Source organism: Paracoccus sp. DMF-8 (genome assembly GCF_029309835.1).
In the GTDB taxonomy this organism is placed as follows: Bacteria; Pseudomonadota; Alphaproteobacteria; order Rhodobacterales; family Rhodobacteraceae; genus Paracoccus.
Window position 1 is genome coordinate 1 of the sequence record NZ_JARJHL010000012.1, and the last position, 21,673, is coordinate 21,673.

The 21,673-nt window shown below is 65.3% G+C and carries 19 protein-coding genes and 3 pseudogenes; 6 read left to right on the forward strand and 16 right to left on the reverse strand.

Annotated features, from left to right (window positions below; all coding sequences use genetic code 11):
* The first annotated feature begins 690 nt into the window (after nt 1-690).
* Entirely contained in the window at nt 691-1,455 is a 765-nt protein-coding gene (locus PE067_RS13475; RefSeq protein ID WP_276190055.1) for a Hint domain-containing protein, read from the forward strand.
* Here the strand turns inward: PE067_RS13475 and PE067_RS13480 are convergent.
* Nucleotides 1,452-1,661: a hypothetical protein gene (locus PE067_RS13480; protein ID WP_276190058.1), complete on the reverse strand. Its 210-nt coding sequence runs from the start codon at nt 1,659-1,661 to the stop codon at nt 1,452-1,454. The two genes, PE067_RS13475 and PE067_RS13480, sit on opposite strands and share 4 nt — an antisense overlap.
* Before the next feature lie 262 nt (nt 1,662-1,923).
* Complete coding sequence (locus PE067_RS13485; RefSeq protein ID WP_276190060.1) at nt 1,924-2,976, reverse strand: tyrosine-type recombinase/integrase; 1,053 nt, start codon at nt 2,974-2,976, stop codon at nt 1,924-1,926.
* A gap of 128 nt (nt 2,977-3,104) precedes the next feature.
* Here PE067_RS13485 and PE067_RS13490 point away from each other — a divergent pair, with 128 nt between their 5' ends.
* Nucleotides 3,105-3,923, forward strand: coding sequence for a hypothetical protein (locus PE067_RS13490; RefSeq protein ID WP_276190062.1), 819 nt, complete (start codon nt 3,105-3,107; stop codon nt 3,921-3,923).
* On the forward strand, nt 3,914-4,060 hold the full coding sequence (locus tag PE067_RS13495) for a hypothetical protein (protein ID WP_276190065.1): 147 nt from the start codon (nt 3,914-3,916) through the stop codon (nt 4,058-4,060). The genes PE067_RS13490 and PE067_RS13495 overlap by 10 nt, the downstream gene beginning before the upstream one ends.
* Before the next feature lie 409 nt (nt 4,061-4,469).
* On the opposite strand, the gene hmpA is transcribed toward PE067_RS13495, so the two are convergent.
* Nucleotides 4,470-5,648 carry an NO-inducible flavohemoprotein gene (gene hmpA / locus PE067_RS13500; protein ID WP_276190067.1) on the reverse strand — a complete coding sequence of 393 codons (1,179 nt, stop codon included), beginning with the start codon at nt 5,646-5,648 and terminating at the stop codon, nt 4,470-4,472.
* 111 nt (nt 5,649-5,759) lie between these two features.
* Between hmpA and PE067_RS13505 the strand changes: the two genes are divergently transcribed.
* Nucleotides 5,760-6,224 (forward strand): Rrf2 family transcriptional regulator, encoded by a 465-nt coding sequence (locus tag PE067_RS13505; RefSeq protein WP_276190069.1) that lies wholly within the window; start codon nt 5,760-5,762, stop codon nt 6,222-6,224.
* A gap of 37 nt (nt 6,225-6,261) precedes the next feature.
* On the opposite strand, the gene PE067_RS13510 is transcribed toward PE067_RS13505, so the two are convergent.
* From PE067_RS13510 to cysC, 10 genes and pseudogenes are all read right to left on the reverse strand, one after another.
* Nucleotides 6,262-7,302 (reverse strand): hypothetical protein, encoded by a 1,041-nt coding sequence (locus PE067_RS13510; protein WP_276190071.1) that lies wholly within the window; start codon nt 7,300-7,302, stop codon nt 6,262-6,264.
* Nucleotides 7,303-7,565: 263 nt separating this feature from the next.
* Nucleotides 7,566-7,895: pseudogene (locus PE067_RS13515) on the reverse strand (flavodoxin domain-containing protein); the annotation flags it as partial.
* 421 nt (nt 7,896-8,316) lie between these two features.
* A pseudogene (locus tag PE067_RS13520) lies at nt 8,317-10,443 on the reverse strand (nitrate reductase); the annotation flags it as partial.
* A 223-nt stretch (nt 10,444-10,666) separates the two neighbouring features.
* Nucleotides 10,667-11,002 (reverse strand): nitrite reductase small subunit NirD, encoded by a 336-nt coding sequence (gene nirD, locus PE067_RS13525; RefSeq protein ID WP_276190073.1) that lies wholly within the window; start codon nt 11,000-11,002, stop codon nt 10,667-10,669.
* A pseudogene (gene nirB, locus PE067_RS13530) lies at nt 10,999-13,444 on the reverse strand (nitrite reductase large subunit NirB). Before nirB ends, nirD begins: the two are co-directional and overlap by 4 nt.
* Before the next feature lie 242 nt (nt 13,445-13,686).
* Entirely contained in the window at nt 13,687-14,838 is a 1,152-nt protein-coding gene (locus PE067_RS13535; protein ID WP_276190075.1) for an ABC transporter substrate-binding protein, read from the reverse strand.
* Nucleotides 14,835-14,960 carry an ANTAR domain-containing protein gene (locus tag PE067_RS21905; RefSeq protein ID WP_346429697.1) on the reverse strand — a complete coding sequence of 42 codons (126 nt, stop codon included), beginning with the start codon at nt 14,958-14,960 and terminating at the stop codon, nt 14,835-14,837. Before PE067_RS21905 ends, PE067_RS13535 begins: the two co-directional genes overlap by 4 nt.
* Nucleotides 14,957-15,418 carry a hypothetical protein gene (locus PE067_RS13540; RefSeq protein ID WP_346429698.1) on the reverse strand — a complete coding sequence of 154 codons (462 nt, stop codon included), beginning with the start codon at nt 15,416-15,418 and terminating at the stop codon, nt 14,957-14,959. Before PE067_RS13540 ends, PE067_RS21905 begins: the two co-directional genes overlap by 4 nt.
* A gap of 181 nt (nt 15,419-15,599) precedes the next feature.
* Nucleotides 15,600-16,817, reverse strand: coding sequence for a NarK/NasA family nitrate transporter (locus PE067_RS13545; protein WP_276190077.1), 1,218 nt, complete (start codon nt 16,815-16,817; stop codon nt 15,600-15,602).
* Between the two features lie 382 nt (nt 16,818-17,199).
* Complete coding sequence (gene cysC, locus PE067_RS13550) at nt 17,200-18,234, reverse strand: adenylyl-sulfate kinase (RefSeq protein WP_276190079.1); 1,035 nt, start codon at nt 18,232-18,234, stop codon at nt 17,200-17,202.
* Here cysC and PE067_RS13555 point away from each other — a divergent pair.
* On the forward strand, nt 18,224-18,463 hold the full coding sequence (locus tag PE067_RS13555) for a hypothetical protein (RefSeq protein ID WP_276190081.1): 240 nt from the start codon (nt 18,224-18,226) through the stop codon (nt 18,461-18,463). The genes cysC and PE067_RS13555 overlap by 11 nt on opposite strands.
* A 1,007-nt stretch (nt 18,464-19,470) precedes the next feature.
* On the opposite strand, the gene PE067_RS13560 is transcribed toward PE067_RS13555, so the two are convergent.
* Nucleotides 19,471-19,878 (reverse strand): phosphoadenosine phosphosulfate reductase family protein, encoded by a 408-nt coding sequence (locus PE067_RS13560; protein ID WP_276190083.1) that lies wholly within the window; start codon nt 19,876-19,878, stop codon nt 19,471-19,473.
* Complete coding sequence (locus tag PE067_RS13565; RefSeq protein ID WP_346429699.1) at nt 19,809-20,168, reverse strand: phosphoadenosine phosphosulfate reductase family protein; 360 nt, start codon at nt 20,166-20,168, stop codon at nt 19,809-19,811. Before PE067_RS13565 ends, PE067_RS13560 begins: the two co-directional genes overlap by 70 nt.
* A gap of 833 nt (nt 20,169-21,001) precedes the next feature.
* Between PE067_RS13565 and PE067_RS13570 the strand changes: the two genes are divergently transcribed.
* Complete coding sequence (locus PE067_RS13570) at nt 21,002-21,226, forward strand: hypothetical protein (protein WP_276190084.1); 225 nt, start codon at nt 21,002-21,004, stop codon at nt 21,224-21,226.
* Nucleotides 21,227-21,410: 184 nt separating this feature from the next.
* Here the strand turns inward: PE067_RS13570 and PE067_RS13575 are convergent.
* The coding region (locus tag PE067_RS13575; protein WP_276190085.1) for a hypothetical protein at nt 21,411-21,673 on the reverse strand (263 nt) is incomplete at its 5' end.

The window sequence follows — 21,673 nt, forward strand, 5'->3', positions numbered from 1 at the left end:
GCTTCGTTCAGTTACGTATTGCTAAGGTTAAAGAACGACTTCCATACTCATGTGCAACACCTCAACAACGGCAGCCGCAGCCATAACCGCACGTTACATTAATTTCTATTTTGCTAAGAACCGAAATTTGGATTACACATTAAGGGTGTTTCGCAGGACACATAATCGATGGGATCGCCGTCTGACAGAACCCACCCGGCAGGTAACGACCGCGCCAGATCGGCGCGAAGGTCCTGACGGCATCCCCCATTTGCAGCGAAATCTGATTGCCTTGATGGCACAGGGGGGAAATGCCTTTACTGGATGTGGATCGGGAACAACTCTGACACGGTATAACCCGACCCCGACGACGCAGACCTGACAGGACACCGAGGCCGACAGCATCATCGGCTATACCGCCACCGGATCGACCGAATTGGCACCACTGATGATGAACGGCGAGATCCTGGGAAGCAACTTTCAGACGACGTTCAACGAGACCTATGGCGGCGCGGTGACCCTGCCGGGCGGCACCCAGATGAACGGCAGCTCGGATGAGGACGGGCGAGAGTCACCGACGCCCGCATCACATCGGCCCTGCAGACATAATTCCGGGTCACTGACCGGATGCCGACGGCAATGAATATGTGGTCGGCGGCTATACGAGTCTTTTCGCTCAGATGGACAATGGCGACCTGTTCTTTTCGACCGGTGCCGGACACTGTCAACGGCTGGACCACCGATGTCGCCCCGCATCTACAGCATCGAGGTTGTCCTCGGCGAACCAGATCCCCGACAACGCGGCCATCCAGCCCCACCGTCGGCTTCAACCCCAACATCGTCGATATCGACATCATTCCCTGCTTTACCGCGGGCACGATGATCCGCACGGTCGATGGCGATGTCGCAGTCCGGGACCTGCGCGTCGGCGACCCGGTGCTGACCAAGGACCATGGCCCGCAGCCGGTCCGCTGGATCGGTCGCCGCAAACTTGGCGCCCATACCCTTCAGGCTTCGCCGCATCTGCGTCCGGTCCGGATCCGCGCCGGCGCCCTCGGGGCAAAGACCCCCACCACCGACCTGCTGGGGTCGCCGCAGCACCGCATCCTGGTGCGCTCGCAGATCGCGCAGCGCATGTTCGGCACCATGGAGGTGCTGAGCCCGGCCAAACAGTTGCTGCAGATGGACGGGATCGACCTGGTCACCGATCTGGCAGAGGTCGAATATCTGCACATCCTGTTCGACCGCCACGAAATCATCATCTCGAACGGCGCGGAAACCGAATCGCTTTATACGGGCGCCGAGGCGCTGAAAAGCGTCGGCCCCGCCGCCCGCGCGGAAATCCTGGCGCTGTTCCCTGAACTTGCCGATGACACCACCGTGCCCGAAGCGGCCCGTCTGCTTGCCTCGGGGCGCCCGGCGCGCAAGATGGCCGTCCGCCATATCGAAAACAGCAAGCCGCTGGTGCGTCGCTAAGACCCGGGCAGAGCGGCGCGGGATGCCGCCGCTCTGCTCTCCTGCCCCCCATGTCGCGCCCAAGGCCCGATCCAGGGTGCGATCGACCCGAAGATCTCGGGCGACATGTCCGCCCAGAAAGCCGCGACGCCCTCGGCATTCAGGGGCGACATCCAGCCATGGCGTTCGAAATCGTCGCGCAGATTCGCGTCGGGCAATTGCCGCATGAACAGGCGCCTGCCGGCATCGCGCTGCGTCAGCGTGCGGGCGTTGACGGCGGCCAGAACCGCGCGCAGCCGCTCGGCACGGGCAGAGCTGGCCCCCCCCCGCCGAACCGACCCCAGACCCCACCGCGCCGGCGACCGTCGCGCCCTGTCCGGCGCTGCCTTCCAGCGCGGCGCTGAGATAGCTGACCTTGCTGCGCACACCTTCCTTGGCATCGACGTAATCCAGCTTGACCGCGATGGGAATCCTGAATGTCCACGAGCCTTAGGCCAGCAGATCGGTGGCAGGGTTTTCGGCGATATCGACATCGGCGTAATAGCGTTGTGCCTGATCGGCGCTGCGGTGCAGGGACAGCTGCATGGCGGCGGGCAGCGGGGCGCCGTCCAGCGCCGCCTGCGTCAGAAACCCGGCGCGCAACCCGTGGGCCGAGGCGAAATCCGGCGGATAGCCCGCCAGTTCCAGCCGGTGCCGGATGATTTCGCGCAGCCCCGCGCCCGAGAGGCGGCGGGGCAGGGGGCGATCCGCCAGGCTGACCGGACGAAACAGGGGGCCGCGCGCGATCCCCGCCAGCGCGATCCAGGCCATGACCGCCTGCGCCGCGCGCCCCTTCAGCGGCAGGCGCGGGGCCATGTCGGGGCCGGTCGTCTTGGTGGTCAGCAGACGGATGCGGATCAGGCCCTTTTCCGCCATCTCGCGGTCGTCGATATCATCGCGGTTCAGGGCCACGATTTCCGATCGCCGCCGCCCGCCCGAGGCCCAGCCCAGCATCAGGCAGGCCCGGTCGCGCCGCCCGCGATGGCTGTGATCGCAGGTCGCGAGCATCGCCTCCAGCACCTCGCGCGTGATCGGGTTTTCCGATTTGCGCTGCCGCACGCGACCGGCGGCGCGGCGAGCCTTGGCGCGCGCCTGACGGATCAGCGGCGCCTCGAACGGGCTGGGCAGGTTCTGCATCCGGTGAAAGGCGCGCCAACTGGCGATGCGGCGGTCCAGCGTCGCGGGCGCCGGGCAGGACAGGTCGCGGCGCAGCCCCATGGCGATCAGTGCCTCGGCCGTGCGGCGCGCCTCGCCATCCGTCGCGCCCAGATCCTGCGCATGATCCAGAACAAAGCGCAGGGCCACGGCTTCCTGTTCTGGCCAGGACAGAGGGGCGTCATAGGTCGCCCGCTTCCACGCCGCGATATAGGCCAGATCGCGTTCCCAGGCCCGTTGCGTGTTGTCCGGCGTGCCGCGCCGATACAGGTCGGCGAGCGCGTCAGCCTCGGTCAGGGGCAGGTGAGCGGGAACAACAGGCAGGATCATATGGGGATTGGGGCGCATTCCGGCACTGCTGTCAAGAGTTGCGATAATTGCATCTTATCGCAAGTGATGGGGCAGTGCAGAAAACACCCGGGCAATCATCATTATCTTGCGTTTATGATGATATGGGGCGACATAGGCCGTCATACATGGATGACGCACAACCCGCCCCGGACCTGAGCAGACCCGCCCCCTGGCGCGCCGCGCAAGCGGCGAATGCCGTCGCCATGACGCGCGCGGGCTTTGCGCTTGGCCAGCTGGATGCCGATCTGTCGGCGCTGCCGCCCGACGACCGATGTGGCGCGATCCGGCGGCTTGCCCTGATCGAGGTCGCGGCGATCCTGTCGGCCAGCGGGCGCCCGATCCCCCTGCAAGAGATCGCCGCCGATCTGCTGGATGCGGCGCCGACGGATGACATTCAGGCCCTGCGCTTTGCCCGGTGGGCGGTGCGGCGGCTGGAGGGGCAGGGCGCCACCACCGATCTGCGCGGCTTTCTGGCGCTGCATCGCAGCCCGCCCGGCGCGGCGCGGATCCACGGGCGGCGGAGGGCCGAGGATCTGGACGATCTGGCGCGGGACTTTCTGGACCATATCGACCGTTCCGGCCTGCATCCGCTGGCGCGCGGCCCGCATGCGCGGGTCTTGTGGCGGCTGGCCGGCCTGTCGCCCGAGGACGACGGGGCCGAGGCTGCGATTTGGGTCGCGCGCGATTCTGCCAGCGCCTGCACGGCCTTGCCCTTTGCTCCGCTTGGCCGCGCCCATCTGCGGCTGCTGGTCGACAGCGGCCCGCCAGCCGAACGGATGGCGCGCCATGCTCGCTGGCGCTGGAACAGGCGGCGCAGCAGGCGCGGGTGCATCTGGCGCAGGTCAGGGCCTGGCACCTTGACGCGCTGGACCGGGTCGCGGGGATCAAGGGCGGCAATCCGGGCCGCCTCCTGTCGGTTCTGGCCGCGCATCCGATGCTGCTGACCGCCGATGTCGCCACGCGCGCGGGCGTCAGCCGGATCACCGCCGAACGCCTGCTGGCGCGCATGCAGGCAATGGGCCTGATCCGCGAGGCCACCGGCGCGACCCGTTACCGGCTGTGGGCGGCAAAGCTGCGGTAAAGGGTGGACACAAAGCCGCCGCAAAGCTCGTGATTTAACACCACCCGGAGGATGAATATAATTGTATAAATCGCGTTCTGATTGTATCGGTCGCCTTTTTCAAGGCAGTTCGCTTATTGCAACCAGATCCGGCACCTGCCCGGCCCCGCGATTTTCAGACCCTGTTATTAGAAAACATCCGTTCCGGCGCCTAATGTCATGGCGACAGTGGCGTTAATCCGAAGCGACATATTCAGGAAATACGGCGGACCAATCTGCACAAGATTTGGTCCGCCATCAGGATTAACACATCACTCGCTTACTGTGATCCAACCTATTCGCTTGCTACAACTTTGGGCAGTTGTCTATTTCGCTATGGGCAAGTCTGCCTATTGACCGCCGCACGGCTGATAAAGGCGGTTTTAGCCGTTCAGGCGGCAAGGTCTTCGGCGGGACCGAAGAATTCGTGATAGACGCGCTTTGCACCCGCTGCCTCAAGACCGTGAATCGCCATCGCCATGAATGGTTTCGGCCCGCAGATGTAGAAATCCGCATCCGCCACGGGCGTATTGGCGGCCAGCCATTCGGGGGTGACGCGGCCGGTCACCTCATGGCTGACGCCTTCCGCCTCATGCGGATCGGGCGATTCGAAGAATACGGCGCTGCGCCCGGCCATTTCGCGGATTTCCTTGCCCTGCACCAGCGAACGGCCGTTGTGGGTCGCGTGGATCCAGGTGACATCCTTGCGCCGTTCCTTCGGCAGGGCGGCTAGGATGGACAGCATCGGCGTCAGGCCCACGCCGCCCGACAGCAGCACCAGCGGGCGCGTGCTGTCGTCTTGCAGGAAGAAATCCTCGGCGGGCGCCGCGACGTTCAGCTCCGTTCCCGGAACGGCCGCGTCATGCAGCCAGCTGCTGACCAGCCTGTCACGTTTTACCGTGATCCGGTAATGATCCTTGTTCGGTGCCGAGGAGATCGAGTAATTGCGCCGGTGACTGCCCTGACCCGGAATGGCGATGTCAAAGGCCAGATACTGGCCGGGGCGATGGGCCATAACGGCACCGCCATCCACGGGGCGCAGGATGAAAGAGGTGATCTGTTCGCTTTCGACATGGCGGTCCGCGACGGTAAAGCGGCGCCAGCCGGTCCAGCCGCCGGGTTGGGCGGCGATGTCTTGATAAGCCTGCGCCTCGCGCGCGATCAGCACATCGGCCAGGAACCAATAGGCTTCGCCCCATGCGTTCAGGACGTCGGGCGTGGCGGCCTCGCCCAGCACATCGCCGATGGCGCCCAGCAGGGCATCGGCGACATGGGGGTAATGTTCGGGCAGGATCTGCAGGCTGACATGCTTTTGCGTGATCCGCTCGATCGCGGCGGCAAGAACGCCCGGATTTTCGATGTTCTGCGCATAGGCAAGGATCGCGCCGGTCAGCGCCTTGGGCTGCGCATCGCCCCCCGCCTGATGCGAGGCGTTGAACAGCATGGCCACCTCGGGGATGCGGAACAGGCGCGCATACATTGCCTTGACGATGTCGAACCCATGCGCCTGCAGGGCGGGAATGGTCGCCTTCACGGTGGCGATGGTTGCGGGGCTGAGCGGCTTGGCCATGGTAAGCGTCCTTTTCGTGCTGCGCCTGATGAATCATTCCTGTAAGCAGAATGTATTTCACAGGATTGAAACATTCCGTCAATCGGAATATTTGTCGCAGTGGAGGATGTGATGCGTCTCAACCTGACCACCGACTATGCGATCCGCGTGCTGATCTATCTGGCGACGGATGAAACCCGGCTGCATGCGGTCGGCGATGTCAGCCGCGCCTATGCCATGCCGCACAGCACGGTGATGAAGGTGGTGTCCGACCTTGTGCGGCAGGGTTTCGTGGACAGCGTGCGTGGCCGGTCGGGGGGCATCCGGTTTAGCCGTCCGGCGGCCGAAATCAGCCTGAGCGAAATCATTGCGGCGGCAGAGGACAGCATGGTCATCGCCGATTGCGGCACCTGTGTGCTGGCGCCGCGCTGCCGGCTCAAATCCATCTTTGCCGAGGCGGTGGCGGCCTTCATCGCGGTTCTGCGCCGCTATACGCTCAGCGATGTGACGGAAAACCCCGACGAATTGCTGGCGCTGTTCCACCATGCGCCGCAATTCCAGACGGGCTGCGCCACGGCCGGGGCGCCGGGGTCATGACCGGGGCCGGGGTGCTTTCGTCGCGGTGCCCGCGCGGTCAGTAAACATCGCGGCCATAGCGTTTTTCCTGTTGCAGCCTGTGGACATAGACCGAAGCTTCGTCGGGGGTCATGTCGCCATGCCGGGCGATGACCCGTTTCAGCGCCATATCGACGTCGCGCGCCATGCGGCTGGCATCGCCGCAGACATAGAATGCCGCGCCGCCCTGCAGCCAGTTCCACAGCTCTGCGCCCTGTTCCTCGATCCGCGTCTGGACATAGACCTTCTCTGCCTGATCGCGCGAAAAGGCCAGATCAAGCCGGGTCAGATGGCCCGAATCCCGCCATGCCTGCAATTCGTCGCGATAATAGAAATCGCTTGCCGCATGCTGTTCGCCAAAGACCAGCCAGTTGCGCCCGGTGGCGCCGCTGGCCCTGCGATCATGTAGAAAGCCGCGGAATGGCGCGATGCCCGTGCCCGGCCCGACCATGATGATATCGCGCGCGCCGTCTTCGGGCGGATGGAAATGCGCCGAGGGTTGCGGAAAGATCCGCACATCGGTCCCGTCGCATCTGTCGGCCAGAAAGGCCGAGGCCAGCCCCTTGCGCGCGCGCCCGTCACAAGCGTAGCGCAGGACCGAAACGGTCAGTTGCACCTCGCCGCTTTCGGCGCGCGGGCTGGACGAAATCGAATAAAGCCGGGGCTGCATCGGGCGCAGCAGGCCGACCAGATCCTGCGCCTCCAGCGCGGGCCGGGTGTCGTGCAGCACATCCGCGACCTGCCGCCCCCACAACCATCGGTCCAGATCGGGTTTGCGCGCCGGGTCCAGAAGCGGGGCGAAATCCGCGTCAGGTGACTGCCGCGCCAGCGTGGTCAGAAAGCCTCTGGTCAGGCCGGTGATATCCAGATGATCCGTCAGCGCCTGCGACAGGGGCATGTCGCCCGCCTTGTTCAGCGACACCGGCGCATCGGATGACAGGCCCAGAACCCCGCAGATTTCGCTGACCAGATCGGGGCAGTTCCGCGCCCAGACCCCAAGCGCATCGCCCGCCTCATAGGTGAAGCCCGTTCCCGCGATGTCAAAGCCGAACTGCCGCACCTCTTGGCCGATCCCGCGCCGCTCAGCAGCGTATTGCGGATCAGACGCGTCGTCAGGGCGATTTCCGGCCAAAGGCCACGGCGGCGACCGGCGCCGGATCGGCGGGCTTCAGCCGGGATCGGCGCCCCTTTCTGCGCGCCGTCCCGCATCCCGTCCTGCGCCGGGGATCTGGCCAGCCTAGCCAGCGTCACCTCCAGCCAGGCATTGGCCCCGTCTTCGTAATCCGGTTCGCAATCGACACGGGGCGCGATTTTCGGGCTGCCCAACTCCTCCAGCCGGGCCTCCAGCTCTTTGCCGAAGCCGCAGAACTGATCATAGCTCGAATCGCCAAAGGCCAGCACGGAATGGGTCATGCCGTTCAGCGATGGCGCGTCCCCATCGGACAGCACCCGCCACAACATCCCGGCATTGTCGGGCGCATCGCCGTCGCCAAAGGTGCTGACGACGAACAGCGCATGGGCCGAGGCCTGCAGGTCGGCAGCCGTAGCCGAATCCATCGGCATCGCGGTGACGGTCCGGCCCGCCGCCTGCAGCCGCGCGGCGACATGGGTCGCGAATTCTTCGGCATTGCCGGTCTGCGAGGCCCATAGCACCAGAATCCCGCCCCCGCCGCCCTGACCGGCGGCATCCGCGACGGCCAGCGCATCGCGATACGCCGCATCCGACCAGGGCGCGCGGGCATACAGCCCGGCCAGCAGCCCCGAAACATAGGCCCGCGCCTCGGGCCGGAACGGCGCATCCGGGGGCAGGATCGGTACTCATCCGGTCCTCGATCGCCCCACCCGCCCGCAGCGCGTTGGAAAACCCGGCAAGATAGGCCATTTCAGACGGCGCGAAACTGGGTGCCATGCCGCCCGGAACGCCCAGCATCCGCGCAAAGACATCGGCACGCGCATCGGTATTGAAAGTGCTTTGCTCATCCATCGCGGGGCGATTTGCCTCTTTGCCTGAAGGTGCCGGGTCCGTCCTGCGGACCGGGCCAGAAATCCAGGTCAGGACCACGGCGGTCACCTTGAATTCGGGTTGCTGGGAAATCGGGTCCACGGCGTCGCTGGTCAGGTCGTTGACCGCCAGATTTTCGCCAAAGCTGTCGTTCCAGTGCATCGGCGCGAAACAGTTCCCCGCCCGCACCCGGTCGGTCAGGACCGCCGGCAGAGCAGCACGACCCCGGCGCGAGCGCAGTTCGACCTGATCGCCGTCACCGATCCCGAGCGCGGCCGCATCCTCGGGGTTGATTTCGATGAAGGGACCGGCGTTCAGCCTGTTCAGCACCGGCACCTTGCCGGTCTTGGTCATCGTGTGCCATTGGTGTTGCAGCCGCCCGGTGTTCAGCACCATCGGATAGTCGGCATCGGGCATTTCCGCCGGGTCCATATGCGGACGCGGGAAAAGAACGGCCCGCCCGCTGGCGGTGGCAAAGGCGATGGCGGGGGTTTCGCCATCATCACGGGTCAGCAGTTTCCGGTTCGTCCCGGTGTTCAGATAGCGGATCAGGTTGCGGTCATCGGCCCCATCCGGGCAACAGGGCCATTGCACCGGCCCCCGCGCCAGCCGGGCATGGTCGATGCCGCGGATGTCATAGCCGGTCCCAGGGTTCCAGAAGCGGCGGATTTCATCAAAGACCTCGGATGCCGAAGCATGGCTGAACCCCTCGGCATAGCCCATTTCACAGGCGACGCGGGCGATGATCTGCCAGTCGGGCATCGCCTCTCCCGGCGGGTCGACGGCCTTGGGGCACAGGGTCAGGTTGCGTTCGGAATTGATCATCACGCCATCGGCTTCGGCCCAGAGCGCGCCCGCAAGGATGATATCCGCGTAGCGGTTGGTTTCGGTGTCCAGATAGACATCCTGCGTGATGACCAGTTCGGCGGCCTCCAGCCCGGCGACGACCTTGCGCCGGTTGGCGACAGAGGCCACGGGATTGGTGCAGATGATCCAGCAGGCCTTGATCCTGCCCGCCGCCATATCCTCGAACATGGCGATGGTGCCGCCGCCGGCGGTGGGGCGGATGGTGCCGGGGGCGACCTGCCAGATATCTTCGACAAAGGCGCGGTCGGCATCGACCAGCGCCGCCCGCTGGCCGGGCAGGCCGGGGCCCATATAGCCCATCTCGCGCCCGCCCATCGCATTGGGTTGCCCGGTCAGCGAAAACGGCCCCGCGCCGGGGCGGCAGATGGCCCCGGTCGCCAGATGCAGGTTACAAATCGCGTTGGTGTTCCGAGTGCCGTGGGTGGACTGGTTCAGCCCTATCGTCCACAGCGTCATCCAGTCGCGGGTGTCGCCGATCATTCCGGCGGCCCGGCGGATGTCGTCTTCGGCGAGGCCGGTCAGGGCGGCGACCTTGTCCGGGCTGTAATCGGCAAGGAAATCGGGCATCTGATCCCAGCCTTCGGTATGGGCCGCGATAAAGGCGGGATCGGTCCTGCCCGCCTTGTGCAGCAGATGCAGCAAACCGTTGAGCAGCGCCAGATCGGTGCCGGGCCGGATCTGCAGGAACAGGTCGGATTTTTCGGCGGTGGCATTGCGGCGCGGGTCGACGACGATCAGCCTGGCCCCGGCCTTGACCCGGTCCATCATGCGCAGGAACAGGATCGGGTGGCAGTCGGCCATATTCGCGCCGATCACGAAAAACAGATCGGCCCGGTCAAAATCCTGATACGACCCCGGCGGCCCGTCCGAACCAAGCGACAGCTTGTAGCCCGAACCGGCGCTGGCCATGCACAGCCGCGAATTGCTTTCGATATTGTTGGTGCCGATAAAGCCCTTGCACAGCTTGTTGGCCAGATATTGCGCTTCCAGCGACATCTGCCCCGAAACATACAGGCTGACCGCATCCGGCCCGTCGCGGTCGATGATCTTTCGCAGTGCCTGCGCGGTGCGGGTGATGGCGGCGGACATGGCCAGCGGCGCATGTTCCGCCGTGCCGGTCACGCGACCCCATGCCCGGTCCAGCCGTCCCGGCGCGGCGACCGGAATATTGCACGAGCTGCCCTTGGTGCAGAGACGGCCGAAATTCGTGGGGTGCGACTTGTCGCCCGTGACCTTGACGATCTGCCCGTCCCTGATCTGCATGACGATGCCGCAGCCGACACCGCAATAGGGACAGGCGCTTTTGACCTCTCGCATGCTCATCCGACACATGGCCCCATGAACGGCCCCATGGCAGGATCAGCTTTGGCGCGCGGCGCTGTGCGCAGACACTGGCGCGGTTGCCCGCGCCGGGTCCAGATCGGGGTGGCGGTCGCGATCCGGGTCCGGAAAAGCGACCGCAATATCCGGGCGGTCCTGTCCCGGATGCAGGCGGGCATGAGGGTTCCGCCCGCGAAAAGCAGGAGCATGGGCAAGGGTTTCATCCGGGTTTGCCTCAGGCGGCGTTGCGCCGCATCAGATCCGCCACATCCAGCAGGATGCGGCCGTTTTCCACCGCGACGGGATAGGTTCTGACCGCGCCGCTGTCGGCGCCCTGCGCCTGCCCGGAATTCATGTCGAAGACCCAGTTGTGCAGCGGGCAGGTCACCCTGTCGCCATGCACGATCCCTTCGGACAGCGGCCCGCCCTTGTGCGGACAACGGTCGTCCAGCGCGAACAGGCGGTCATCGCCGGTGCGGAATACCGCGATACAGCCCTGCGCGGTCCGGACCAGCCGGGCGCCCTGCGCGGGGATATCCTCCAGCGCGCCGATATCGACAAAGCGGTTCATTCTGCAGCCTCCAGTGCAAGATCGACCAGGGGGCGCCATTTCGGCGCCTCCTCGAGGTGGACAGCGCGGCCAGGGATCCGTGCGGAATACGGACTGGCTGATTTCGAACCGCGCGACCAATGCCTTGCGCTGCGGCAGGTCATCGACGACCTGCGCGCGGATCCAGTCCAGCCCGACCTTACCCATCCATTTCCAGATCCGTTCCAGATATCCGGCGTTCTCGCGGTAAAGCTGGGTCACGGCGAGGATGATCTCGATCGCCTCATCCTCGGACGAGGTCGAGGTCAGGTGTTCGGTTTCCTTCACCTCCATCCCGGCGGCGCCGCCGATGGAAATGTTATAGCCGCTGTCGACGCAGACCACGCCGATATCCTTGCAGGTCGCCTCTGCGCAGTTGCGCGGGCAGCCCGACACGCCCAGTTTCAGCTTGTGCGGCGTCCACGACCCCCACATGCGTTTTTCCAGCTTGATGCCAAGGCCGGTCGAATCCTGCGTGCCGACGCGGCAGAATTCCTTGCCGACGCAGGTTTTCACCGTGCGCAGCCCCTTGGAATAGGCGGCGCCCGACACCATCCCGGCGGCGTTCAGATCGGCCCACATGTCGGGCAGGTCTTCCTTGCGCACCCCCAGCAGGTCGATGCGCTGGCCGCCCGTGACCTTGACCATCGGCACGTTGTATTTGTCCGCCGCATCGGCGATCGCGCGCAGTTCCGCCGGGGTGGTCACCCCGCCCCACATGCGCGGCACCACCGAATAGGTGCCATCCTTCTGGATATTGGCGTGGTTGCGTTCGTTGACAAAGCGGCTCTGCCGGTCGTCGGAATATTCCAGCGGCCATTCGCACAGCAGGTAATAGTTCAGCGCCGGACGGCAGGAGGCGCAGCCGCCGACCGTCGTCCAGCCCAGTTCCTGCATCACCGCCGGGATGGATTTCAGCGACAGCGACCGGATCAGGCGACGCACGTCTTCGTGGCTGTGATCGGTGCATTTGCACATGGTCCGGGGGGCAGCCGCAGCCGCATCGGCGCCCAGGGTCAGCGCCATGAGCTTTTCGACCAGCCCGGTGCAGGTGCCGCAGGATGCCGACGCCGTGGTGGTCGCGCGCACCAGATCCAGCGTCGTGGCGCCGCCCGCCACCGCCTGCATGATCGCGCCCTTGCACACGCCGTTGCAGCCGCAGATCTCTGCCGTGCCGGGCAGGGCGGCGACGGCGGCCAGCGGCATCGGCCCCGGCCCCCGCGCCGCCTTGACCCGCCGGGCCAAGGATCAGCCTGTCGCGGATCCCCGAGATATCGGTCTGGTCCTTGATCTGACCAAAGAACCAGTTGCCGTCTTCGGTATCGCCATACATGACCGCGCCGACCAGACGGTTGCCTTCCAGCACAAGACGCTTGTAGACGCCGCGACCGGGATCGCGGAACACGATATCCTCGCGCTCCGGCTTGTCGGCAAAATCACCGGCGGAATACAGGTCGCAGCCCGTGACCTTCAGTTTCGTCGCGGTTTCAACCGGCTGGAAGGCGGCGGGCTGGCCCAGCAGGGTCTGCGCCAGAACCCTGGCCTGATCGTAAAGCGGCGCGACAAGACCAAAGAGCTGGCCGTCATGTTCGACGCATTCGCCAAGCGCGAAGATATCCGGGTCGGAGGTCCGCATCGCATCATCGACGACGATGCCGCGCTCGACCTCCAGCCCGGCGGAATTGGCGATGCGGGTTTCGGGACGGATGCCCACCGCCATGCAGACCAGATCTGCGGGATAGGTGGTGCCGTCCTCCAGCAGGACGACCTCGACCCGGTCGGTTCCCAGAATGGCCTCGGTCGCCCCCTTGCAATGGACGCGGATGCCCCGGCTTTCCAGTTCCTTTTGCAGCAGATAGCCCGCCGAAGGATCAAGCTGGCGTTCCATCAGATGGCCCATCAGATGGATGACCGTAACCTCCATCCCCAGCATGCGCAGGCCCGCTGCGGCCTCCAGCCCCAGAAGCCCGCCGCCGATCACCACCGCATTGCCGCCTTTTTTCGCGGCAAGGGTCATGACATTGGTGTCGTCGAGGTCGCGGAATGTGACGACGCCGGGCAGGTCGCGCCCGGCAACCGGGATGATGAACGGCGCGCGATCCGGTGGCGATGACCAGCTTGTCATAGGGCGCGGCGCCCGCGTTGGAATAGACGGTCCTGTTCTGCCGGTCGATCTTGACCACGCTTTCACCAAAGCGGCAGGCGATGCCCCGCGCGTCACTACCAGTCGCCGTCATGCGTGACGATCTGCTCATAGGTCTTTTCGCCCGACAGAACCGGCGACAACATCAACCTGTTGTAGTTTCCGCGCGGCTCGCCGTTGAACAGAGTGATGGAGTAGGCGCACGGATCGCTGTCGGTCAGATGTTCCAGCAAACGCCCCGAGGCCATGCCAGCACCGATCACTACGAGATTCTGGGTCATTCGAAAGGTCCCTGCGTTACTGGGGGCCAAAACAAAAAACGCCGCCGACTGCATTCCGCCTGAAAGGGGCGAATCGCGGTCGAGCGACGTTGCTCGGGAATAGCCCTGATCCTTCAGGGCGACCGCATCGACGCCATTGTCATGCGGTCTTGGATCCAGGTTTGCCGCCCGTGCGGCCCTATCGCAAGCGTGGGGCGGGTCGGGCGGCAGGGCTGCGCATGATCTGCGCAGCGATTGGGCAGTTATGGCTTGTCGGGGTCAAAGATCAGGCCGTCAAAGAACTGATCGGGCAGCAGATGCACCTTGCCCGATGCGGCAGGATGCAGGCCGGGCTGGTCGACGCCGCCCTCCAGCCGGGACGAGGCAGAGGGCAGATCGGCCCCCGCCTCGGCCAGAAACCTGCGGTAAAGGTCGCTGCGGAACACCGCGCGCGCGGTCAGGCGGGCGGCGGCCACGTCCAGACCATGCCGCCGGGCCAGCGCCGCCCCGATCCATTCGGCCTGGCTGCGCCAGGGAAATGTCGCGCATCCGGCATGGAGTTCGATGATGCGGGCCTGACGCTCCGCCCCCGAGGAGGCGACATTGACCCGCCCGGACAGCAGCCGTTCCAGCATCTCGGCCGGGACATCCAGCCAGGCGGGGCGGGACAGGATTTCCGACGCGGCCAGCACGTTCTGGGGCTGCGCCAGCCAGCGGCAGGCCCGCCATGTCGCGCGCATCAGCGGCCCGATGATCGGGCTGTCGGCTTCGACATCTTCGTGGCGCATGGCCAGGATCTTGTCGGGGGGCGCCTGCCAGATCGCCGTGCCCGGCAACAGGTAATCGCCAATCCCCAGTTCCACCGTGCGCGAGGCCCAGGGTTCGCCCACGCAAAACAGGTCGATCCGCCCCGCCGCCATTTCCTGGTGCATCAGCGGGGGCGGCACGGTCTGCACCTCGATCCCTTCGCCAAGCCAGCGATACAGCAGCTCGCCATGCATCGAAAACGGAAAGGGCGAGGCGATCCGCAAGGGGCGCGGATGGGCCTGATGCAACGCCCGCGCCGCCCCCGCCGCATCGGCAAAATCGAAGCCGTAGCCATTGGCCCGCATGGTTTCGGCGAGACCGTGCGAAACGACGATCCCCTCACCCCCGAGCGAGGTCACCATCAGCGCGTCGATGCGCGCCGCGATCCCGCCCAGATGCAGGATGCTGGCGATCGGAATGGGCGACAGCAGCGATGCGGCATCCACCCGTCCAAAGGTCAGCATGTCGCGCAGCGCCGACCATGACACGGCGAGGATCAGGTCCAGCGACAGGCGTTCTTCGGCGGCAAAACCCAGTTCCTGCGCGATGATCAGCGGCGCTGCATCAAGAAGCGGCAGATAGCCGACGCGAACGGGTTCAGGGCTCATCGCAACAGATCCGCCGCCGCTATGACCGCCCGGGCGATATCCGCAATCCGTTGCTTCTGGTCCATCGCCGTGCGGCGCATCATCGCATAGGCCTGATCTTCATCGACATTCCGGGCCTTCATGATGATGCCCTTGGCGCGGTCGACAATCTTGCGTTCCTCCAGCGCCGGCCTATGGTCGCGGCCAGTTCGTTGCGCATCCGCTGGAACATGTGGAACCGGGAAATCGCGGCTTCCAGAATCGGCGCGGTCCGGTCCGCGCGCAAGCCGTCGACGACATAGGCCGACAGCCCGGCTTCGATGGCGGCGCGGGTCAGGGAGGGGTCGGACCTGTCGACGAACATCGCTACCGGCCGCTCCATCGGGGATGAGGCCAGGCTGAGTTCCTCCAGCACATCGCGCGAGGGGTTTTCGATGTCGATCAGGACCAGATCGGGCGCCGCCTCGGCGATGCGGCCGGTCAGGTCGCGGTCGTCGTCGATGATGGTCACGGCGCCGACGCCATGCGCGCGCAGCGCCTCGGCGATCAGGTCGCGGCGCTCTGGTAGTCGTTCAATCAACAGAACTGAAATCGGTTTCATGCTGCCTGCAAATGCCGGGGTGCCGCAAATGGCTGTGGTTCAGGACGTGACCGCGGCGCTTTCGCGCCCCTTTCTCTTTGCCGGAATTCGCGAGCGTGAAAGACATTGCTGATTCCGCGCGGTCTTTGCAAGATGCCGGCCCGTCGGGGTTCCGGGGCCGGCATCCGGTCCGATCGCGCCATCAGGCATGGCGGGGTTCGGCCGGGCCGCGCAGCCCGGCAAGCACGCGGGCCATCCAGCCGATCGACAGCAGCACGACCACCAGCAGCGCGGCAAAGCAACTGGTCCAGGAACCCGTCACTTCCAGCAGATAGCCGAACAGCAGGGGCAGGACAAAGCCGCCGATGCCACCGATCATGCCGACGAAACCGCCGACGATCCCGACATCCGACGGGTAGAAATCGGGGATGTAGCGGTAAACCGCCGCCTTCCCGAAGCTCATGGCGACGCCCAGAACGAACAGGGCGACGATGAACAGCGTGACATTGCCCGGATGCGGCACCAGCAGGACCAGCAGCGCGGCCAGCGACACCCACAGGCAACCGGCCATCACCCTGCGGGCGGTGAAGCGGTCGGAGAGGCTGCCGCCCCATGCCCGGAAGATCGACCCCGGCACCGAATAGGCGGCGGCGATCAGCCCCGCCGTTTTCAGGTCCATGCCGTAAAAGCCGGTCAGATAGGTCGGCAGCCACAGGGCCAGCGCGACAAAGCCGCCAAAGGCAAAGAAGTAATACAGCGCAAAGCGCCAGACGCGCGCCTCGCGCAGCACCTCGCGGCTGCTGGAGGCTACCGGGGCGTTGGCGCTGCCGTCGCGGCGGGCGCGGGTGACGGGGTCGTCTTCGGACAGGATCCAGAACAGGATCGCCGTCACCACCAGCAGCACGCCCCAGATCTGGGCCGTGACCTGCCAGCCGAAGGCGATGACCAGAAACGGCGCGATGAACTTGGTCAGTGCGGCGCCGACATTGCCCATGCCGAAGATGCCAAGGGCGAAACCCTGCCGTTCACGGGTGTAGAAGCGCGACACATAGGCCACGCCGACCGCAGAGGATCCGCCCGCGATCCCGACGCCAAGCGCGCCAAGCAGCAGTTGGTGATAGCTGCCGGCAAAGGACAGCAGGATGGTCGAGACCGCGCCGACCAGCATCGTCAACGTATAGACGGGCCGCCCGCCGAACCGGTCGGCCCATTGTCCCAGAAAGATGCGCGAAAGCGATCCGGTCAGGATCGGCAGCCCCAGAAGCAGGCCGAACTGGCTTTCACTCAGCCCGTATTCCTGCCGAAGCTGGATGCCGATGATCGAAAAGATGGTCCAGATGGCAAAGCAGACCGTGAATGCGGTGGTGGCCAGCGCGAGGGCGCGGCCCGAAGACGAGGGGTTGGCGATATGTGCTGACATGTGCGTTCCTGTGTAATGCCCATTCTCTGCATGAAGGAATGGCGGCAGCGCGCCGGATCGGGCCCGGCAGGCGTTGGGGTTGCTGTTCAGGAAGGCATCGCGTCGTTGCGATGACGACTCGCGCGGCATTGCAACGAGAACAGGACCAGCCTCGTCCGGGCGCCGCCGTGCCCGCAAGCCGCACAGGCCGCGCGGGGGGTGATCGCAGGGGCGCCGCCCGGATTTTTCGCAGATTGTCCCGCCGTCGCCGGAATATCCGGCATTGCGAAAAACCGGGCGGGCATATTGCGGCGCATGAAAACGCCCGGTGCAGAGGTGCTGCACCGGGCGGAACATGGTTGCGAAAGGGCGCCGGAACGGGACCGGCGCCCGAATGGCCGGATCAGGGGATCAGGCGGGCGATGATCAGATCGGCCGCTTCTTCCGGGGACAGCGCGGTCGTGTCGATGCGGATTTCGGCCGCCTCGGGTGCCTCATAGGGCAGATCGATGCCCGTGAAGTTCTTCAGCTGACCCGCGCGGGCCTTGGCATAGAGACCCTTGACATCGCGTTCCTCGGCCACTTCGATCGAGGTATCGACAAAGACCTCGACGAATTCGCCCGGCGCCATCAGGTCGCGCACCATCTGCCGCTCCGAGCGGAAGGGCGAGATGAAGGCGGTCAGAACGATCAGCCCGGCATCGGTCATCAGCTTGGCCACCTCGCCCACGCGGCGGATGTTTTCCACCCGGTCGGCATCGGTGAAGCCAAGGTCGCGGTTCAGCCCGTGGCGGATGTTGTCGCCGTCCAGCAGGAAGGTGTGCTTGCCAAGCGCATGCAGCTTCTTCTCGACGATATTGGCGATGGTCGATTTCCCCGAGCCCGACAGGCCGGTGAACCAGACCACGGCGGGCTTCTGGTTCTTCAGGCTGGCATGGGCCTCGCGGTCGACATCCAGCGCCTGCCAATGCACGTTCTGCGAGCGGCGCAGCGCGAAATGGATCATGCCGGCCGCGACCGTGGCATTCGACATCCGGTCGATCAGGATGAAGCCGCCCAGATCGGGGTTGGTGGCATAGGCCTCGAAGGGGATCGGCCGGTCGGTCGAGATGTTCACCACGCCGATCGCGTTCAGGCCCAGCGTCTTGCTGGCCAGGTGCTCCAGCGTGTTGACGTTCACCTCATACTTGGGCTCGGTGACGGTGGCGGTCACGGTCTGGGTGCCGATCTTCAGGATATAGGGCCGGCCCGGCAGCATCTCCTGCTCGGCCATCCACACCAGCGTCGCCTCGAACTGGTCGGCCACTTCGCAGGGCGCGTCCGACCGGACGATCACGTCGCCGCGCGAGCAGTCGATCTCATCGGCGAAGGTGATGGTGACGGATTGCCCGGCGACGGCCTGGTCCAGATCGCCGTCGAAGGTGACGATGGATTTCACCGTGGTGGTCTTGCCCGAGGGCAGCACCCGGATCGCGTCGCCCGGCCGGACCTGTCCGGCGCGCGATCTGGCCGGCGAAGCCGCGGAAATCGAGGTTCGGCCGGTTCACCCATTGCACCGCCATGCGGAAGGGCTGTTCCTGCATGCGGGCGTCGTTGACCGGCGCCTCTTCCAGGTGGCCCAGCAGGGTCGGGCCCTGGATACCAGGGCATCGCCGGGCTCTTGGTGACGATATTGTCGCCCTTGAGCCCCGAGATCGGGATCGGCGGTGAAGCTGTCCATGCCGATCTGCTTCGGCGAAATGGCGTGTAATCGACTGACGATCTGCGTCGAAGCGCTCGGCCGATCGTAATCGACCAGGTCCATCTTGTTCACCGCCAGCACCACGTATGCTGGATGCCGAGCAGGTTCACCAGATAGCTGTGGCGCCGGGTCTGGGTCAGCACGCCCTTGCGCGCGTCGATCAGGATCACCGGCCAGGTCGGCGGTCGAGGCGCCGGGTGACCATGTTGCGGGTATATTGTTCATGGCCCGGCGTGTCGGCGACGATGAACTTGCGCTTTTCGGTCGGCGAAGAAGCGATAGGCCACGTCGATGGTGATGCCCTGCTCGCGTTCGGCGGCCAGCCCGTCGACCAGCAGCGCGAAGTCGATCTCGCCGCCCCTGCGTGCCGACGCGCTTGCTGTCGGCTCTCAAGCGCGGCAAGCTGATCCTCGAAGATCATCTTGCTGTCGCAGAGCAGCCGTCCGATCAGCGTCGACTTGCCGTCATCGACCGCAGCCGCAGGTGATGAAGCGGAGCATGGACTTCCGCTCGATGCACTCGCGAGATAGGCGTCGATGTCCTCGGCGATCAGGGCGTCGGTGCACGATAGATGGGGTCTTGGTCGTGTTCATGCTGGGCAGGCACCGCGACAGCGGGAATCCGCTGTCCGTGGATACAGGTGAGGCCCCAGAACCCGCGAGGCTGACCGTGCGGTCTGAAAGATTGACGCGGCGGGGTCAGAAATAGCCCTCCTGCTTCTTCTTCTCCATCGACGCATCGCCTGCCATCCTTGTCGATGATGCGTCCCTGCCGTTCGCTGGTCGTCGCCAACAGCATTTCCTGGATGACCTTGGCTGAGCGTCGTCGGCCTCGCTTTCGACCGCCCCGGTGAGCGGATAGCAGCCGCAGGGTGCGGAAACGCACCGAGCGCATCACCGGCGTCTTCACCGTCGCGCCAGCGGGAAGCGTTCGTCATCGACCATCAGCGATCAGCCCGTCGCGTATCACCGTCGGTCGGGCGCGCGGCCGAAATAGAGCGGCACGATCAGCGATATTCTTCGCAGACGCGATATATTGCCAGATGTCGAGTTCGGTCCAGTTGGAGATCGGAAAGACCCGGACGCTTTCGCCCTTCGACCTTGCGCGCGTTGTAGCAGATTCCACAGCTCGGGGCGCTGGTTCTGGGATCCCAGCCGTGACTGGCCGTGCGGAAGGAAAAGATGCGCTCGCTTGGCGCGCGCTCTTTTCCTCGTCGCGCCGCGCACCGCCGAAGCGCCACGTCAAATCCGTGAAGTGATCCAGCGCCTGTTTCAGCCCTTCGGTCTTCCACATGTCGGTATGCAGCGGCCCATGGTCGAACGGGTTGATCCCGCGCGCCACCGCCTCGGGGTTCTGATGGACCGATCAGGTCCATGCCCGATCCCGCGGCCATGCGGTCGCGCAGTTCGTACATCGTCGCGGAACTTCCACGTGGTATCGACGTGGAGCAGCGGAAAGGGCGGCGGCGCAGGATAGAACGCCTTGCGCGCGAGATGCAGCATCACCGCGCTGTCCTTGCCGACGCGAATAGAGCATCGACGGGGTTGACGGCGTCGGCGATCGACTTCGCGCATGATGTGGACGCTGTCGGCTTCGAGGCGCTGCAGGTGGGTCAGGTTTTTGGTGTTCATTCCCGAAAGACTTGGTCACGACATGGATTCGGGCCGTATGTAAGCGCTGGGCAATCCCGCCCCGTGCCCCCCCATATGGGGAGTAAATTCGCCAATGGGGACGGGAACAGGAAAATTTTGCCGATGACCAGCCTGATCAAAGCACTTTTTGCGGCGGCTTCGGGTTACGCGACAGCAGATGTTTCCCGGCCTGCGGCAGCCCCATGCGTCGACCCGTGGCCCCGCCTTTCTGTCGCTGCTGGCGCAAAAGACCGGCGCCGCCGCCGCCGCCATCGCGATCGAACGCAATGGCCATCGCCGCGGCTCGAAATCCGGGTGCGTCGGCCAGCCACCCGCGCCCCTGCCCGCGGATCTCGAAGCGCCCTGCGCAGCAACCGGGTCTATTCGCAACTGGACCTGCCGGGCGCATCGCCGGGGCCGGGTTTTTCTGCGCGCGGTGGAATGGCCGGTCGAGCAGGGCGAAGCCGGGGCCATCGTGATCCGGCGGGGCGACCGCGACTTTCGCGCCATCGACGCGGTGAAACTGTCCGAACTGCTGCCCTTTCTGCCGCAGGCGCAGGCGATCTGGCGGCGCATGGCGCAGGAACGCGACCGCGCGGAATGCGACCGTTTCCTGACCGGGCGGCTGGCCGTGGGCTGGGTGCTGTTCTCGTCAGGTGGACAGGTTCGGGATATGTCGGACGGTGCGCAACGGCTGATCGCCGGGACCGACGCCCTTCGTCTGGGGGCAGAGGGGCGATTGCAGGTTCCGCGACACCGAGGTCGAGCGGCGCTTTCAGGACGCCATGACAAAGGCCGGAGCCATTCAGCCCTCAGCCCGATGCTGATCCCGATTGTCAGCCCGCCCCCTCGCCGCAGATGGTCGTCACCACCGACGATGCGGGGCGGCGACGCGCCTGCTGGGCCTGCTGCGCGGTGCAGGAATGGCCCGCGACATGCCGGTGCAAGAGGTCGCCCGCGCCTCGAACCTGACCCGCAGCGAGGCGCTGCTGGCCCTGCATCTGGCCGATGGCAGCACCCTAGCGGATGCCGCGAAGGAACTGGGGCTGGACGATTGAAACCGCGCGTTCCTGTTCGAAACAGATCTGCGCCCGGCTGAACGTCCACAGCCGAAGGGCGTGTCATCGCCTGATCCATCAAAGCGCGGTCTGGTTCATGCGGGGTGCGGGGGCCAGGCTTGACGCCTCGCGACCACCGTGCTGATTTAGGCAACGACGGTGATCGCGAAGAGCTGGCACATGATTAACAGGCACTGGTTAACCTCTGCCTGCATCCGACTGACTGACCTGTATCCGGTTGTTTTTCGGCAACCATCTCGCGGTGGAATGCAGTGGCTTGTGACCGGACCATAGCGATATTTTCGGCTTGCGAAATTTCCGATGGCATTTCACCCGGTGATGCCGGAAAAACAGGAGAAATTGCGATGGAAAGCGCGACCGAACAGGAGGTGCTGTCACACGAGTATGGGAAGTCGTTCTTTAACCTTAGCAATACGTAACCGAACG

What these genes read in the sequence shown, in the direction of transcription:
- PE067_RS13495 (WP_276190065.1), top strand. Translation starts at nt 3,914, where the DNA reads ATGCTGCTGACCGCCGATGTCGCCACGCGCGCGGGCGTCAGCCGGATC.
- hmpA (WP_276190067.1), bottom strand. Translation starts at nt 5,648, where the DNA reads ATGGCCAAGCCGCTCAGCCCCGCAACCATCGCCACCGTGAAGGCGACC.
- PE067_RS13505 (WP_276190069.1), top strand. Translation starts at nt 5,760, where the DNA reads ATGCGTCTCAACCTGACCACCGACTATGCGATCCGCGTGCTGATCTAT.
- PE067_RS13555 (WP_276190081.1), top strand. Translation starts at nt 18,224, where the DNA reads ATGGATTTCACCGTGGTGGTCTTGCCCGAGGGCAGCACCCGGATCGCG.
- PE067_RS13490 (WP_276190062.1), top strand. Translation starts at nt 3,105, where the DNA reads ATGGATGACGCACAACCCGCCCCGGACCTGAGCAGACCCGCCCCCTGG.
- nirD (WP_276190073.1), bottom strand. Translation starts at nt 11,002, where the DNA reads ATGAACCGCTTTGTCGATATCGGCGCGCTGGAGGATATCCCCGCGCAG.
- PE067_RS13485 (WP_276190060.1), bottom strand. Translation starts at nt 2,976, where the DNA reads ATGCGCCCCAATCCCCATATGATCCTGCCTGTTGTTCCCGCTCACCTG.
- PE067_RS13545 (WP_276190077.1), bottom strand. Translation starts at nt 16,817, where the DNA reads ATGTCAGCACATATCGCCAACCCCTCGTCTTCGGGCCGCGCCCTCGCG.
- PE067_RS13565 (WP_346429699.1), bottom strand. Translation starts at nt 20,168, where the DNA reads ATGAACACCAAAAACCTGACCCACCTGCAGCGCCTCGAAGCCGACAGC.
- PE067_RS13540 (WP_346429698.1), bottom strand. Translation starts at nt 15,418, where the DNA reads ATGAAACCGATTTCAGTTCTGTTGATTGAACGACTACCAGAGCGCCGC.
- PE067_RS13535 (WP_276190075.1), bottom strand. Translation starts at nt 14,838, where the DNA reads ATGAGCCCTGAACCCGTTCGCGTCGGCTATCTGCCGCTTCTTGATGCA.
- PE067_RS21905 (WP_346429697.1), bottom strand. Translation starts at nt 14,960, where the DNA reads ATGAAGGCCCGGAATGTCGATGAAGATCAGGCCTATGCGATGATGCGC.
- PE067_RS13480 (WP_276190058.1), bottom strand. Translation starts at nt 1,661, where the DNA reads ATGCGGCAATTGCCCGACGCGAATCTGCGCGACGATTTCGAACGCCAT.